Source organism: Ruegeria sp. D1(2025) (genome assembly GCF_056536425.1).
Genome location: NZ_JBQFPO010000002.1, coordinates 260,811 through 276,827, shown reverse-complemented (window position 1 = coordinate 276,827; position 16,017 = coordinate 260,811). Strand labels below are relative to the sequence as shown.

The window sequence follows — 16,017 nt, the reverse complement described above, 5'->3', positions numbered from 1 at the left end:
TGAGCTTATAATTAGATCGATAATTGCAATTTCACATATAGCAACCGTTGCTGCAATTGTGTTCTTGAAAACGCTTTTCTGGAGCATGGATATGACGCCTTCCAACGCAAAAATCGAACCTCCTCGCCTCGGTGAACCATATCTTCTGACACCCGGTCCTTTGACAACGTCCTATGCTGTAAAAGAAGCCATGTTGAAGGATTGGGGCAGTTGGGATGACGACTTTCGCGCCATGACACGCGAAGTGCGGTCCAGCCTTCTGGCGTTGCTTGGCGAAGGGGCTGACGACTACGATTGCGTCCCCATGCAGGGCAGTGGTTCGTTCTCGGTCGAGGCGATGCTTGCGTCGTTTATTCCCGCCAATGGCAAGGCACTTGTTCTTGCAAATGGCGCCTACGGGCAACGATCTGCGCAGACCCTGGAATATCTGGGCCGCGATCATGTCGTTCTGGACAAAGGGGATTACCTGCCGCCCAGAGGCGAGGAAGTTGCCCGCATTCTTGCCGAGGATCCAGACATCACCCATGTGGTCGCCATTCACTGCGAAACCAGCTCGGGAATTCTGAATCCGGTCGAGGAGATATCCGAAGTCACCTATGCCGCCGGGCGCAAACTTCTGATCGACTCGATGTCGGCGTTTGGCGCGGTGGAACTCAAACCCACCGAAATCCGCTACGAGGCGATGGTGTCGTCGGCCAACAAATGTATCGAAGGCGTGCCCGGTTTCGGCTTCATCGTCGCCCGCAAATCCGAGCTTGAAGCCGCGAAGGGCAACAGCCATTCCTTGTCTCTGGATGTGCACGCGCAGTGGGCGCACATGAACAAGACCGGCCAGTGGCGGTTCACACCGCCAACACATGTGGTTGCCGCTTTTATCGAGGCACTCAGGGCACACGCCGCCGAAGGGGGCGTACCTGGCCGTGGCGGGCGTTACACCCGTAATCGCGATGTCATGGTCGCCGGAATGCGAGAGCTGGGCTTTGAAACGTTGCTGGACAATCGCTGGCTCAGCCCAATTATCGTCACCTTTTTCTGTCCCGCGGACGAAAACTTCGTGTTTGATCAGTTCTATAACCTGATGAAATCCAAGGGCTTCATCATCTACCCGGGCAAACTGACGGTGGTCGACAGCTTCCGCGTCGGATGCATCGGCCAAATGGACGAACACGTCATGCGAATGGTCGTGACCGCCGCAAAGGAATCATTGGAGGAGATGGGCGTGACCAACGCGGCACCTCCCCTCCGGGCACTGCAAGAACGCGCCAAACTGGCTGCCTAACTATCAAGGAACATGACAAGATGACCATCCAAACCCCCGTTGTAGCAAACGAACGCGTCTATCCAACGCCCAAGGTCCCCGCAGTCGCCATCTGCCTGGATGGGTGCGAGCCTGAATATCTGGAGGTTGCAATTGCCAAGGGCCTGATGCCCAACCTCAAGCGGATGCGCGAAGAAGGCACTGACCGGCTGGCCCATTCCGTGATCCCGTCCTTCACCAACCCCAATAACCTGTCGATCGCCACCGGACGCCCGCCCATCGTGCATGGCATCTGTGGCAACTACTTGATTGACCCGGACAGCGGCGAAGAAGTCATGATGAATGACGTGCGTTTCCTGCGCGCGCCGACGATCTTCTCGCAATTCTACGATGCCAGGTTCCGCGTCGCCATGGTCACCGCCAAGGACAAACTGCGTGCGCTTCTTGGTGCGGGGCTGAAGTTCGACGAAGGCCGTGCAGTCGCCTTTTCCTCGGAACGTTCGGGCGAGACGACCATGGCTGAGCACGGCATCGACAATGCCAGCAAATGGTTGGGCATGGACGTCCCCGAGGTTTACTCGGCCGAACTGTCCGAGTTTGTCTTTGCTGCCGGCGTCAAGCTGTTGAAAGAGTTCAAGCCCGACGTAATGTATCTGTCGACCACTGACTATATTCAGCATAAGTTTGCACCCGAACAGCAAGGCGCGCTGGATTTCTACGCGATGTTCGATCGCTATCTGGGCGAACTGGACGCGTTGGGTGCCGCCATCGTGGTGACCGCCGACCACGGCATGAAGCCAAAGCACTTGCCTGATGGCTCGCCCGCCGTTGTCTATGCGCAGGATCTGATGGACGAGTGGCTGGGCAAGGACGCCGCGCGGGTCATCCTGCCGATTACCGATCCTTATGTCGTGCATCACGGCGCATTGGGGTCTTTCGCGACCGCCTATCTGCCGGAAGGCGCGGATCAGGATGAAATCATAGCAAAACTCAAAGCGACCGAGGGTATAACCCACGTGCTGACCAAGGCCGAAGCCATCGAGCAGTTCGAGTTGCCGGGCGACCGGATTGGCGACATCGTGATGGTCTCGGGCGAGAACATCTGCATTGGCACGTCCGAGCACCGTCACGATCTGGCGGCCCTGAAGGAACCCCTGCGCAGCCATGGCGGTTTGACCGAGCAAGAAGTTCCGTTCATCGTGAACCGCGTCATCGACCTGCCCAACCAACCGGTTTTGCGTAATTTCGACGCCTTCTTTTACGCAACCACAGCAGCGGCACAGTAAGTCATGAAAGATCAGACCATGTCGAACATCGAAATACGAAACGAAGGAATGCGGATCGGCGGTGAAATTGTCTTCACTGAAGAAACCGTTCCGGTGCACTACCCCTATACCAACGAAGTTGTAGGGTACGTTCCGGCCGGAACCGCCGAACATGCGCGCAAGGCTTTCGAGATTGCGGCAAACTACAAACCAAAGCTCACCCGATATGAACGCAGCCAGATCCTGCAGCGCGCGGGTGAACTGATCGGGGAGAAACGCGAATATCTGGCCAAGTGGCTGACGCTTGAACTGGGCATCTGCCACCAGCACGCGATCTACGAGACCAAGCGCGCGCAGGATGTCTATCAGTTCGCTGCCGCCGAGGCACTGAAGGATGATGGCGAGATTTTCTCGTGCGATCTGACCCATAACGGCAAGGCCCGCAAGATCTTTACAATGCGCGAGCCGGTAAAGGCGATCAGCGCGATCACACCGTTCAACCACCCGCTTAACATGGTCAGCCACAAGATCGCGCCGTCGATTGCCACCAACAACTGCATGGTCTGCAAACCGACGGAATTGACCCCGCTGACCGCGTTGACCCTGGCGGATATTCTGTACGAGGCGGGCTTGCCGCCCGAGATGTTCCAGGTTGTCACCGGCTGGCCCGCTGACATCGGCGACGAGATGATCACCAACGAGCATATCGACATCATCACCTTCACCGGCGGCGTGCCTGTGGGCAAGATGATTGCCGAGAAGGGCGTTTACAAACGTCAGGCGCTGGAACTTGGTGGCAATGATCCTCTGATCGTCCTCAACGACCTCAGCGACGCTGATCTGGACAAGGCTGCCACGATTGCGGTTGCAGGTGCCACCGGCAATTCCGGCCAGCGCTGTACGGCAGTCAAGCGGATCCTCGTGCAGGAAAGCGTGGCCGACAGATTTGTGCCGCTGGTTCTGGAGAAGGCCAAAAAGATCAAATTCGGCGATCCGCAGGATCCTGAAACCGAACTGGGCTGCGTCATCCACGACAAGGCGGCGGAAGTCTTTGAGAACCGTGTTCATCAGGCCGAAAAAGAGGGCGCGGAAATCCTTTATCATCCGGGCCGTCAGGGCGCGCTTCTGCCGCCGATCGTGGTCGACAAGGTGCCCCATGACAGCGAACTGGTGATGGAGGAAACCTTTGGCCCGATCGTCCCCATTGTGCGTGTGCCCGACAACGACGAAGAGGTGATGGCAATCTCGAACTCGACCGAGTTCGGCCTGTCCTCAGGCGTATGCACCAACGATCTGAACCGCGCCATAGCCTATATAAACGGGCTGAACGTGGGCACATGCAACATCTGGGAACAGCCGGGTTACCGGATCGAAATGTCGCCCTTCGGCGGTATCAAGGACAGCGGAAACGGCGTGAAGGAAGGCGTTATCGAAGCGATGAAGTTCTTTACCAACGTGAAGACTTATTCGCTGCCCTGGCCTGGCTGACGTCCCTGCCCCTTCTGCAAACAGGAGGGGTCCAGGAAATTTCTCCCCGGAACTGGCGGACCCTTCGGGGCCCGCCCCTTTTCCAAAACGACAGTGAGAAACGGATATGCCACAGATTGTCCATACAGAAGGGGAATCGAATACCTCGGAAGCCCGCAAAGCCTGGCTGAAGAAGTCCATCGGGCCCAAGTCGTCGCCGCTGCTGAAACGCGACTCGGATGTGTTCCTGCATCAGTCCCTGTCCAGCCCCTGCGTCAGCACGATTGCCAAAGCCGAAGGTATCTGGATCGAGGATCTCGACGGCCGCCGCTACATGGATTTCCATGGCAATTCGGTACATCACATTGGCTATGGCCATCCCCTTCTGGTGCAGGCGATCAAGGATCAGCTGGACGACCTGCCCTTTGCCCCACGCCGTTTCACCAATGACCCGGCGGTGGAACTGGCCGAAAAGCTGGTGGCCATCACCCCGGGCGATCTGGGCAAGGTACTGTTCACCACCGGCGGTTCGGACGCCAATGAAGTCGCGCTCAAGATCGCCCGCGCCGCGACGGGCCGTTTCAAGACTCTGAGCTTCTGGGACGCCTTCCACGGAGCGGGCTTTGGCGCGGCAAGCGTTGGCGGCGAGGCCACTTTCCGCAGCCACATCGCCGGGCCGCTTTTGCCGGGAACCGAGCATGTAGCACCCTTCCACCCCACCCGATGCCCCTATGGACACGCAACGCTTGAAGCCAGCGCCGAAGCCTGCGCCAACATGATCGACTATGTGCTGGAACGCGAAGGCGACATCTGCGCCGTCGTGGCCGAGGCGATGCGTGCCGTGCCCATCGTGCCGCCGCCAGGTTTCTGGAAACGGGTGCGCGAAATTTGCGACCGGCACGGCGCATTGCTGATCCTGGATGAAATTCCGACCGGGCTGGGCAAGACCGGGCAGATGTTCTCGTTCCAGCATGATGAAATCATCCCCGACATTGTCACCATCGGCAAATCGCTGGGCGGGGGTATCCTGCCAATCGCCGCCTGCATCGCCCGGAAAAAACTGGATGTTTGCGGGGACTTTGCCATTGGGCATTACACGCACGAAAAGAACCCCGTAACCTCTCGGGCCGCTTTGACGACACTTCAAATCATAGAAGACGAGGGCTTGGTCCAGCGCGCGGCTGAGTTGGGCGAATACGCGATGGGGCGCCTGGTCGACGCCCTTCAGAATGTTCCCATCGTCGGTGACATCCGGGGCCGCGGCCTTATGTTCGGTATCGAGATTGTCGAGGACCGTTCCAGCAAGACGCCCGGAAATGCGCGCGCGGAACAGATCTACTATGCCTGTCTCGAAGCGGGGTTGAGCTATAAGATCAGCCAGGGTTGCGTTCTGACCCTGTCGCCGCCGCTGACGATTTCGCAAACTGAACTGGATCGTGCCATCGACATCGTTGTTGCCGCAATCACAGAGGCAAACTGAGCCGACGGGCCATGGCGGCGGGCAAGATCGCCCAATTGGCTCGGTAACGGGCACACTTGGCGCAACCCAATAAGATGCTGCAAAATAGACCGGATTTCCCGTCCTTGTTTGCCGTCGCCTAAGACTCAAAAGCCATCTGCAGCGGATCGCACACAAACTGCGGTGCAAATACCTGTTTTGAAGCCGGAGTGAAGCATGGCAATTGTCACCTTCCTGATCAGTTTGGCCGGGGCAACCATGCTTCTGCTTTACGCAGTACGCATGGTGCGCACTGGAATCGAACGCAGTTACGGCGCGTCGTTCCAACGGGTGATGACGCAACAGCGCAGCTACCTGCATGCCTCGGTGGTTGGGCTGATGATGGCGGTCGTGTTGCAAAGCTCGGCCGCCGTGGCTTTGCTGACGTCCGGGTTTGCCGCCAGTGGAATGCTGAACTTTCCAGCCGGTCTAGCGATTGTACTGGGTGGCGATCTGGGCTCGGCGTTGATCATTCAGATCCTGTCCTTTCGGTTGGACTGGCTTGTGCCGCTGTTACTGGCAATTGGCGGCTATCTGTTCGTCAAGACCGAAGCCAAGAAAGCACGGCAGCTTGGGCGCATTCTGATGGGCGTGGCATTTATCCTGATCTCGCTGAGGTTCCTGCGCGAGGCGATGGACCCCATCCGGGATAGTGCATTTCTGCCCGCCGTCGCCGATTATCTGGCGCGCGATTACATCACGGCCTTCCTTGTCGGGGGTGCCCTGGCTTTTGTCATGCACTCGTCGGTCGCGGCCATCCTTATGTGCGTGACGCTTGTACAGATCGGCGCAATCCCTTTTGCCGCCGGTATGTCATTGGTTCTTGGCGCGAATTTTGGCTCGGCCTTCATTCCGGTCTGGCTGACCCGGGGAATGCCTGTGACGGCACGACGCATCCCCTACGCAAACCTGGCGCTGCGGGGCAGTTGGGCTTTGGTGACCCTGTTTGTGGCGAACCTGGCCCTGCGAACCGGGCTATTGGGCGAACCGCAGGGGGGACAGATGCTCGTCAATGTGCATCTTGCATTCAACCTGTCACTGCTGGTTCTGGCGCTTCCGTTTTGCGGGCGCTTGCAGGCACTGTTCGAAACGCTTTTGCCAGACCCCCCAAAAAGAACAGAAGCCGCAACCCGCAAGGCCGGTCAGTGCGTTGGACATCAGATGCGTTTCGAACCCAAACCAAGCGCTGCCGAGCCTGAAGCGGGAACTTCTGCGGATGAGCGATCTTCTCGAGACCATGTTCCGCCCGGTGCTGGAACTGTACCGACACGGTGATAAGGAACAGATCCGGTCTGTTCAGGCGATTGACGAGGAAGTGAACCAGTGCCTCTCGGGTATTCGAACCTTTGTTGCAGCGATACCGGCTGAATTATACGAAAAACAGGATGCCAAAACCGCGCGCGATCTGATGGAGTTCGCTATTCGGCTTGAAACGGCCGGGGATGTTGTTGCCAAACGCCTGACTGTTTTGGCGGGCGAAATGCGCGCCAAGGGTTCAAGTTTCTCGCAAGAGGGCTGGTCGGAACTCGTCCACATGCACGAGAGCATTCTGTCGAATATGAAACTGGCTTCGAATGTGCTTATTTCAGACGATCTGGAAAGCGCGCGGCTGCTGAGCCTTGAAAAAACCGAAATAAAACGGGTGGAACGTGACAGCCGCAAGCGGCACCTGCGCCGATTGCAACATGGGACAACGGAAAGCTTCGAGACCAGCGATATGCATCTGGAGACTTTGCGTGCGTTTCGAGAGTTCAACAGTCACATCGCCTCTGTCGCCTACCCGGTCCTGTACCGCTATGGGCAATTGTTGGAGACGCGATTGATCAAGGAAATTGCCGACGAGCCAAGCGGTCCGTGAGATCGTCTCAACTCGTTTGCCTTTTTGATAGCGGTGTTCGCAAAGTCTTACGGTGGCCTTGCGCTGGTTCCGACCCCGGATACAGATGCGCACCCTTGTCGGTCAGAGCTTGCCTGAACCAATCAACATCCTAGGCTCGAACTCCACCTAGCCAATCGACATTGGCGGGTCCCTCAAAAGGGCCCTTGTCGCGCCACCGCTTTCAGCAGTTTCACAGGGCTATCCTTTATCCATGGGCAGTACCTTCAGCCATTTCGAGCGCCTGGTCGAGGCTGTTTGCCACCTGGTCCACATCTTCCAAGGACAAACAAAGTGGCGGCACCATCCGTAGGCATTGCTGGAAAGGACCGGACTTTGACAGGATGATCCCCTGCGCGCGGCAGGCTTCGAAGACCTCTGCTGTCATCTCCTTGTCAGGCGCTTTGCTGTCCCGGTCTTTCACGAATTCCAGCGCCAGCATAAGACCCTTGCCGCGAACATCACCGATGGCCTTGTACTTGTCTTTCAGGTCATTAAGCCGTTCCAACAGCGCTGCGCCCACAATACGGGCGTTTTCCTGAAGCCCTTCGTCTCGCATAACGGCCAGTACGGCACGGGCGGCGGCGGCCGAGGTCGGGTTGGCGCCGTAGGTGTGGAACATGAACCTTTCGGCCATCGGCGCCGCAACTTGTTTTTTGGCCACAACCGCTCCGATCGGAAAGCCGTTTCCAAGACCCTTGGCCATGACAATGATGTCGGGGACAACGCCGTCTGCCTCGAACCCCCAGAAGTTTTCGCCGGTGCGGCCAAAGCCTGACTGAACTTCATCGGCAATGTAAAGCCCCCCTGCCGCGCGCACGCGATCTGCTGCGCCGGACATATAGCCCGGCGGCATTTCGATGATGCCGCCATAGCCCTGCACGCTTTCCACAAAGATGCCCGCCACCTGACCGGATGTCGCTGTGGCGATGGTGCGGTCGATCTCTTCCAGATACGGCTGGGTACCTGGCCCGAAGATGCCGCGATACTGGTTGGGTTCGGGAACGAAGGCGACGTTGCCGGGCATACCCGGGTGGCGCCACCCGGCAATACCTGTGATCGACTGCGCTGCGGCAGTGGGGCCGTGATAAGCGGTGCGCAACGCCAGCAGGTCCAGATTGCCGGTATAGGTGCGCGCCATGGTCATCGCTAGATCAATCGCCTCGGACCCAGAGTTGGTCAGATGCACCACCCAGTCATGGCCCTTGGGCATGGTCGCGGCCAGTTCCTCGGCCAGATGTGCGGGTGTCGGGTGGTAGAACATTGTCGTGCAGTGGGTCAGTTCCTGCGCCTGCGCGCTTGCTGCTGCCACCACGCGTGGGTGCGAGTGCCCGACCGAGATACAGACATTCATCCCCAACAAGTCCGTATATTTCCGCCCGTCCGTGTCCCACAGGTATTGGCCCTGGCCTTTTTTGAACACAATGGGCTCGCGGAAGGGCGTGAACCGCGTCAGCGAAGCGGCATAGTACCGGTCCCGTCGCGCGGCGGTATTCGAGAAGTCCCAGTCGGTGTGAAGGGGGTGGTCAGTCATTTGGAACCTCCGGTTTTCAGTCGATGGTTATTGGGGTCAAAGGGGGCTTCCGGCAGGATGGTCGCGGCACGGTGCTGACCCAGGATCGAGATGGTCAGCCCCTCGCGCGCGGTCGGGTCACGCAGGTAGGCCAAGGCAAGGACCTTGCCGGTGCGATGACCATAGGCCCCCGAGGTGGCGATCCCTACCGGCACCCCGTCTTTCCATATCGTGTGCGCGTAGAACGGATCGACCTGACCGGCTTCGACATCCAGCAGCACCATGTCCCACGCGTCGTCGCGGGCCAGCTTGGTGCGCAGGTCGTTGCGGACAAACGGGGTCAGCCCAGCCTCAAGAGGGCTGCGCTCGGTCGTCAGGTCACTGCCCCAGCCACGATAACCTTTTTCGAGACGCATGGAGTTTGCGGCATAGGCCCCATAAAACCCAAGGTCATGAGGTTTCGCGGTCTCCTCAAGCATTACGAAGAGCCTTGCCGCATGCTTATTGGCGACATGCAACTCCCAACCGCATTCGCCCAGATAGGACACACGCAGGGCGCGCAGGGGGATGCCCGCCACGTGGGTCTCGCGCGCGGTCAGCCAGGGCATATCGACCAACTCGGGTAGAGCGTCAGTCGACTTCGGGCCCATGACACCGATGACCGCCAGATCCTCGGAGACGTTTCGAACCATGACGTCAAAACCTTCGGCGACATGTGTCAGCAGATCAAAATCGATCTGCTCCGCCGCAGCGGCACTGGTAAGATATGCGCGGTCTTCGGTCAGACGCGTGACGGTGAACTCCGACAGTACACCACCTGCCGATGTCAATGCGTGGGTCAGGGCAATCCGGCCCGGCGCGGGTGCGCGGTTTGCGCCCAGCGCCTCCAGAAACGGGACAACATCCGGGCCGGTGACGTCGAATTTCGAGAAAACCGACAAATCTGCCATCGCAACGCGGTTATGCGCGGCGTCGACCTCTCGCGCCACATGTTCGAACCAATTGGCGCGGCGGAAGGTTTCGTCGGCCACAGCCCCGGGCATGTCCGAAAACCAGTTCGGTCGCTCCCAACCATAGGCCGCCCCCATTACCGCGCCGCGCTCGACCATCAGGTCGTGCAGCGGAGACAGGCGCAGGCCGCGCCCGGCGGGGCGTTCCTCGTGCGGGTAGTGCACACCGAATTGCAGACCGAAGCATTCGATGGCCTTGGCCACGCGATAGTCACGATCCGCCCAGACGCCAAAGCGTCGGCTGTCCACTGCCAGCGCATCCATTGGCGGCGCGCCATGGGTCATCCAGTGGGCGAGGAACCAGCCTGCGCCGCCGCCCTCCATCACGCCCATGGACGAGCCGGTCAGCAGCCAGGCGTTCTCCAGGCCATGCGCAGGCCCGATCAGGGGGTTGGCGTCCGGTGTGAATGTAATGGGGCCGTTGATCACCGATTTCACGCCACCCGTTTCCAGCGCCGGAATACGGTCCATCGCGGCCATGATGATGTGTTCGACACTGTCCAGATCCGGCGGCATCAGGTCCGCGCCGAAATCCGGCGGTACACCGTCGACTGACCAGACCTTGGCGTCCTTTTCATACGGCCCAAGGATCAACCCGTCGCGTTCCTGTCTGACGTACCAGCTTTCCTCGGGGTCTCGAATGATCGGCAACTCGGGCAAGCCCTCCTTTATCCGGGACGACACGGCGTCGACCGTGTCCGTCACCAGATATTGGTGCAGCACAGGAACCGAGGGGATGTTGAGCCCCATCATGCGGCCAACCTCCCAGCCCCAAGTGCCTGCGGCGTTGACCACGTGGACAGTCTCGATCGTCTCTTTCTCGGTTTCGATCCACCAATGATCCTGCTGGCGCTTAACCGCGATGACCGCGCAATTGCGCAGGATCCGGGCGCCGCCACGTCGGGCGACTTCGGCCATCGCGTGGGTTGCAAGCGTTGGGTCTACGTGGCCGTCATCGGGTTCATAAATCCCACCGATCAACCCATCCAGTTTTGCCAGGGGGAACAGTTCGGCGATCCGTTCCGGTGTCAGCACCTCCAGCGGATAGCCGGTGAACTCGGACAGGCCGGCCACGTGGCGGAACTCGTCCATCCGGTCGGGGTTGCGCGTGATCCGCATCGCACCCGAGCGATGAAACCCACAATCGCGCCCGGTTTCCTGCGGTAAAATATCCCGGTAAAGCCGGACAGAAGTTGCACGCAGTTCCTGAATCGTGGGATTGTGCGCGAAATGGGTGCAGAGCCCGGCCGCATGCCAGGTCGACCCATGGGTCAGGTCGTTCTTCTCGACCAGAAAAACGTCGGACCAACCCGCCTTGACCAGATGATACATCAGCGAGACGCCCATGGCCCCACCGCCGATGATCGTTACCTGCGCCTTGATCATGCGCGCATCCTTTCGCCTGAGGGATCAAAGGGCGGGCGGCGCAGGGGCTGCGCCGAATAGTCCTGCCCTGCGACCCGAATTTTGAAAATTCGGCCGCATGTCTCGTCCAATGTCTCGCCCGGCCGGACCGATACCATGGCAAAACACAGGTTCAGCCCCGTTCGTAGCCCGCGTCCACCCGAAGTTGTCAACCCGACATAGGTGCCGTCCTCGAACACCGGTTCGTCATGCAGCAGCAGGGCCGCGCCCTGAACCTGCAGCAGGACAAGACGTCGATGCAGCCCCTGGTGTTTTTGCTGTTCCAACACCGCTTTACCCACAAACTCCTTGGACCAATCGATGGTGAACCCCAGACCGGCTTCAAGCGGAGTGATCTCGGGGCCAAGCTCATGCCCCCAATGTTTGAAACCCTTTTCCAATCGGCATGCATCCACGGCGTAGTGACCCAATGGGGTTGCGCCTGCGTTTCGCAACGCATCGAACAGCTTGGGGGCCTGCGCATTGGACACTGTCAGTTCCCAGCCCAGCTCTCCGACAAAACTGACGCGGGTCGCACGGCATGAAGTGCCCGCCAATTCGGCGGTGGCGGCGTGGCCAAAGGGTATCTCGGGAAGGTCACCCAGGCTTTGCAGAACAGTCCGGCTGCCTGCCCCCATCACACCGATGGTGCAGAACGCCTCGGTCAAGTCCTGAACCATGACGTCGCCCTTCAGGTGGCGGCGCAGAAACGTCAGGTCGCGTCTGCGTGTGGCCGCGCCCGAGGTCAGGTGAAACGCATCCCCGCGCAGCCGCGTGATGGTCACGTCCATCTCGATGCCGCCGCGCGCATTGAGTATCTGGGTGTAGACAGCCCGACCGAAAGGCACGTCCATCTGCGCGGTGGTGAGGCGATTCAGCGCCACCAGAGCCTCCGGGCCGGTGATTTCCAGTTTGGTAAACGGGCTCAACTCGATCAGGGCGGTGCCATGACTCATGACAGCCGCTTCCGCCTCGGCCAGAGGCCACCACCCCTGATCGGCTATGGAATAATCCTGTGCCGGGCCGTAATAGAGCCCACGCTCCCAACCTGCTGTCAGCCCGAAATGTGCCCCGGCCCCGGCCCAGCGGTCGTGCAAGGGGGTGGTCCGCAAACCCCGCCCAGCTTGGGGCTGCTTATACGGCCAGTGCAAGGCAAAGAGATCCGCGACGGCCTCTTCCATGCGTTGTGCCATGTGCCCGGCAGTCGCCGTAGCGGGGTCGACCCGGGCCACATCGACCTCCCACATATCCATGGAGGGGTGGCCGTCGATCACCCAATCCGCCAGTGCCCGTCCAATTCCTGCCGAAGACATCACCCCGACCGAATTCATGCCAGCGGCCACAAACAGGCCATCAACCGAGGTCTCACCTACAAGTGGCCGGGTGTCCGCCGTAAAGCTTTCGGGGCCATTCATGAAATGCTGGATGCCCACGGTTTCAAGGCTGGGGCACAGCTCCAACGCGGCCTCCATGAAGGGGGTGAACTGGTCCCAATCTTCGGTCATCTCAAGGAATGGGCGGTCGCCTTCGGGGCCATAGGCGTCCCAGCATTTGGCGTTGGGTTCAAAGCCGCCGATCACCAGCTTGCTCGCGTCGCCCTTGATGTAGATGCCCCGGTCCAGATCCCTGATCACCGGAAATGGGTTTGGCAGGCCGGCCATGGGTTCAGTGACCACATACATGTGTTCGACCGCCTGTAACGGCAGCGCCACGCCCACGCTGGCCGCCAGCTCGCGTGACCAGGCACCGGTGGCGATGACCACCTGATCTGCGTCCAGTTCGGTTCCATCGGTCAGGGTTACGCCAATGATTCGAGTGCCCGACTTGCGGAGGGCCTGAACACCGGTGTGCTCATGGATCTTTACACCACTGTCGCGCGCACCTTTGGCATAAGCCATGCACAAATCGACCGGGTTCACATTGGCATCTTCAGGCACAAACAGGGCGCCGACGTGACTGCTCAGATTAAGCTGCGTCAGGGGTACGTCCGAGGCCGAGACCATGCGCGGGCTCAATCCCAGCGTCTGACCAAGATCCGCAATCCGGTGCAACTCGTCCAGACGAGCGGGATCGCGTGCCAGCCAGTAGCCTGAGGTCTGGCGGTAGCCGGTCGACATTCCGGTTTCGGCCTCAAGGGCTGGAAATACCTCGAGTGCGGCCATCGCCAACCGCGTCATGTTTGGAGTTGCCCGCAAGGGACCAACGATCCCGGCCGCGTGCCACGACGTGCCCGAGGTCAGTTGGTTTCGCTCCAGGACGGTGACATCTTCAGCACCGCGCTTGGCCAGATGGTAGGCCAGGCTGAGACCAATCGCGCCGCCCCCGATGATCAGGATACGGGTCATGCTGCCCTCCATTGACGCGACAAAGGCACCGAACTTAGGGTCGGCGCATGACGATACATGCTTTGTGGTGCCATCCCCGCTCGGTTTCGACCGCTTTTGAACGTGTCATGCGCGAGCGCGGTGATCTGACCGTGCTGCACGAGCCGTTCATGTACCATCACTATCTGACCACCAAAGACCGGCTGTTTCCGGGTTTCACGCCCGAACCCGGGCACCCTGCGACATACGACGATATTCGGGCCATGATCCGCGCAAAGGCTGCAATCAACCCCTTGTTTTTCAAGGATATGGCTTACTATGTCACCGAAGCCTTGCCGCTGGATCCCGAATTTACTCATCAGATGAGCCACGCATTTTTGCTGCGCGACCCGGCCGAAGCGGCGCTGTCTTATGCTAAACGGGATCCCGAATTCACCCGATTGGAACTGGGACATGAAGCCCAGTACCGACTGTACACCGCGCTGAAAGAGCTGGGACTTGACCCTTTGGTCATCACCGTCGATCAACTGCGCCGCGATCCGCAAGCGACGCTGCGCCGTTATTGGGCGCATGTCGGGCTGCCCTATCTCGCGCATGCGTTTTCCTGGGACAGCAGTGTACCGGACGGCTGGCAATCGGTGCAAAGCTGGCATACCGAAGTACTGCAAAGCGGCGCGATCCAGGCGCCCGTGGTCACGGACGTGCGGGCGGAACTGGATGCGCTTGGCGAGCCATATGCCGACCACGTGGCGCATCACCTGCCGTACTACACTCAGATGCGTGACATCGCTGAAACCCAAGCTCATCAGAAATAGTCCCGATCGGGTTTCTCGGCCTTTCGCCGTGCGATATAGTCTTGCAATTCCGTGTCAATGTCCGGGTCCAGACCAGGATCTTCATATGCGTCAAGCTGCTCTTTCCAAATTGCATTGGCGCGGGTTGCGGCATCCTTCTCCCCCGCCGCGTGCCATTGTTCGAACGAATTGTCATCCGGGGTCCAGGGCCGGAACAGAGCGGACATGAAATTGGCCTGCGTGTGTTCGGACCCGAGGAAATGCCGACCCGGACCTGTCGCCGCGATCGCCTCCATCGCCTGGGCATTCTCGCTCATGTCGATTCCTTCAAAGAAACGCCCGATCTTGCCGCACAGATCGTGATCCAGGATCGTTTTTTCGAACGAGGTTACCAACCCGCCCTCCAGCCAACCGGTGGCGTGGTTGATCAGGTTTGCGCCCGCGAACATCGACATCATCAGACCCCAGGTAGCCTCTTGCTGGCTCTGGGCGTCCGGAACTTTTGAGGCGCTGAGCGTACCAACCGTGTGCAAGGGTACATTCAGCCTGCGGGCAAGCTGTCCGGCCGCCAATACCATCAACCCGGCCTCGGGTGTGCCAAAGGTGGGTGCGCCGGACTTCATCGACATGGTCGAGGCGAAACTGCCCATCATGCAGGGTGCCCCAGGGTTTACCAATTGGGTCAAAGTCATTGCAGCCATGGTTTCAGCCAACACCTGAGCCAACGTCCCTGCCACAGTGGACGGCGACATGGCCCCGGTCAGAACCCAAGGCGTGCAGGCAACCGGCTGCCCGGCGCGAGCATAGGTCTTCAATGCACCCGACATATGGCTGTCCATCACAAGGGGCGCGTTGGTGTTTGACACGCAATAGAGGACGGCGTTTTCGGCCACAAAATCCTCACCGAAAACGATCCGCGCCATGTCGATCGCGTGGCCTGCCCGCTCGGCCCCGATAAAGGCCCCCATGAAGGCCCGATCAGAATAGCGAATGTGGTCATATAGCATATCGAGGTGGCGTTTGTTGGCTGGCAGGTCCACCGGCTCGCACACCACACCACCCGAGTGGTGAAGCCACGGCAGGCTATGATGCAGCTTGATCAGATCGATGAAATCCTGATGCGATGCATAGCGACGACCGCGATCCAGATCGTGCACAAAAGGCGGCCCCCAAGCCGGACAAAGCACACTGGCTTCTCCGCCAAGCTGAACGCTGTTGGCCGGATTGCGGGCATGTTGCGTGAACTGCGCGGGCGCGGTTGCAGTGATCATTTTTCGACAAAAGCCGGGTGCGAACCGCACGCGCGTTCCGTTTACGTCACAGCCTGCATCTGCAAAGATCTTCAGAATCTCTGGGTCATCCTGAAACTCCATTCCGGTTTCGGCAAGGATGGTGTCCGCATTGGCCTCGATCTGCTCCAGCCCCGCTTCGCTGAGCACATTGAAGGTCGAGAGCTTTCGCAGAATAAACGGCGCACGCATCTCGGCAGAGGTGCGAATTTCCGTCGCCCTGCGACGGCGGGATGGGCGCGAACGTGTCATGGCAAAACTGTTGACCCGGCGCTTGACGGAAACCAAGAAAATCCCAACAGTATAATCATCATTTATA

9 protein-coding genes and 1 pseudogene are annotated in these 16,017 nt (G+C 59.5%); 6 read left to right on the top strand and 4 right to left on the bottom strand.

Features of this window, described 5'->3' with window-relative positions; translation table 11 throughout:
• Positions 1–91 precede the first annotated feature (91 nt).
• The 5 genes and pseudogenes from ACR1XU_RS06990 (at position 92) to ACR1XU_RS06970 (ending at position 7,346) form a co-directional block, all read left to right on the top strand.
• Complete coding sequence (locus tag ACR1XU_RS06990; RefSeq protein ID WP_480903814.1) at positions 92–1,279, top strand: 2-aminoethylphosphonate--pyruvate transaminase; 1,188 nt, start codon at positions 92–94, stop codon at positions 1,277–1,279.
• Positions 1,280–1,299: 20 nt separating this feature from the next.
• On the top strand, positions 1,300–2,544 hold the full coding sequence (gene phnA / locus ACR1XU_RS06985) for a phosphonoacetate hydrolase (protein WP_480903817.1): 1,245 nt from the start codon (positions 1,300–1,302) through the stop codon (positions 2,542–2,544).
• Positions 2,545–2,547: 3 nt separating this feature from the next.
• On the top strand, positions 2,548–4,011 hold the full coding sequence (gene phnY, locus ACR1XU_RS06980) for a phosphonoacetaldehyde dehydrogenase (protein WP_480903820.1): 1,464 nt from the start codon (positions 2,548–2,550) through the stop codon (positions 4,009–4,011).
• A 106-nt stretch (positions 4,012–4,117) separates the two neighbouring features.
• Positions 4,118–5,470, top strand: coding sequence for a (R)-1-hydroxy-2-aminoethylphosphonate ammonia-lyase (gene pbfA / locus ACR1XU_RS06975; RefSeq protein ID WP_480903822.1), 1,353 nt, complete (start codon positions 4,118–4,120; stop codon positions 5,468–5,470).
• Between the two features lie 195 nt (positions 5,471–5,665).
• Positions 5,666–7,346: pseudogene (locus ACR1XU_RS06970) on the top strand (Na/Pi cotransporter family protein).
• Between the two features lie 226 nt (positions 7,347–7,572).
• Here the strand turns inward: ACR1XU_RS06970 and ACR1XU_RS06965 are convergent.
• Genes ACR1XU_RS06965 through ACR1XU_RS06955 form a run of 3 tightly spaced genes read right to left on the bottom strand, consistent with a single transcriptional unit; the run spans position 7,573 to position 13,636 of the window.
• Positions 7,573–8,898 carry an aspartate aminotransferase family protein gene (locus ACR1XU_RS06965; protein ID WP_170612124.1) on the bottom strand — a complete coding sequence of 442 codons (1,326 nt, stop codon included), beginning with the start codon at positions 8,896–8,898 and terminating at the stop codon, positions 7,573–7,575.
• The gene (locus ACR1XU_RS06960) at positions 8,895–11,273 is read right to left on the bottom strand and encodes a GcvT family protein (protein ID WP_480903825.1); all 2,379 of its coding nucleotides are present in this window, start codon (positions 11,271–11,273) and stop codon (positions 8,895–8,897) included. The genes ACR1XU_RS06965 and ACR1XU_RS06960 overlap by 4 nt, the downstream gene beginning before the upstream one ends.
• Entirely contained in the window at positions 11,270–13,636 is a 2,367-nt protein-coding gene (locus ACR1XU_RS06955) for a GcvT family protein (RefSeq protein ID WP_480903828.1), read from the bottom strand. Before ACR1XU_RS06955 ends, ACR1XU_RS06960 begins: the two co-directional genes overlap by 4 nt.
• A gap of 47 nt (positions 13,637–13,683) precedes the next feature.
• On the opposite strand from ACR1XU_RS06955, the gene ACR1XU_RS06950 reads away from it, so the two are divergent.
• On the top strand, positions 13,684–14,430 hold the full coding sequence (locus ACR1XU_RS06950; protein ID WP_480903831.1) for a sulfotransferase-like domain-containing protein: 747 nt from the start codon (positions 13,684–13,686) through the stop codon (positions 14,428–14,430).
• Here the strand turns inward: ACR1XU_RS06950 and ACR1XU_RS06945 are convergent.
• The gene (locus ACR1XU_RS06945; RefSeq protein ID WP_480903834.1) at positions 14,421–15,950 is read right to left on the bottom strand and encodes a trimethylamine methyltransferase family protein; all 1,530 of its coding nucleotides are present in this window, start codon (positions 15,948–15,950) and stop codon (positions 14,421–14,423) included. The two genes, ACR1XU_RS06950 and ACR1XU_RS06945, sit on opposite strands and share 10 nt — an antisense overlap.
• Positions 15,951–16,017 lie beyond the last annotated feature (67 nt).

Coding starts and splice junctions, on each gene's coding strand:
- ACR1XU_RS06990 (WP_480903814.1), top strand. CDS start 92: ATGACGCCTTCCAACGCAAAAATCGAACCTCCTCGCCTCGGTGAACCA.
- phnA (WP_480903817.1), top strand. CDS start 1,300: ATGACCATCCAAACCCCCGTTGTAGCAAACGAACGCGTCTATCCAACG.
- phnY (WP_480903820.1), top strand. CDS start 2,548: ATGAAAGATCAGACCATGTCGAACATCGAAATACGAAACGAAGGAATG.
- pbfA (WP_480903822.1), top strand. CDS start 4,118: ATGCCACAGATTGTCCATACAGAAGGGGAATCGAATACCTCGGAAGCC.
- ACR1XU_RS06965 (WP_170612124.1), bottom strand. CDS start 8,898: ATGACTGACCACCCCCTTCACACCGACTGGGACTTCTCGAATACCGCC.
- ACR1XU_RS06960 (WP_480903825.1), bottom strand. CDS start 11,273: ATGATCAAGGCGCAGGTAACGATCATCGGCGGTGGGGCCATGGGCGTC.
- ACR1XU_RS06955 (WP_480903828.1), bottom strand. CDS start 13,636: ATGACCCGTATCCTGATCATCGGGGGCGGCGCGATTGGTCTCAGCCTG.
- ACR1XU_RS06950 (WP_480903831.1), top strand. CDS start 13,684: ATGACGATACATGCTTTGTGGTGCCATCCCCGCTCGGTTTCGACCGCT.
- ACR1XU_RS06945 (WP_480903834.1), bottom strand. CDS start 15,950: ATGACACGTTCGCGCCCATCCCGCCGTCGCAGGGCGACGGAAATTCGC.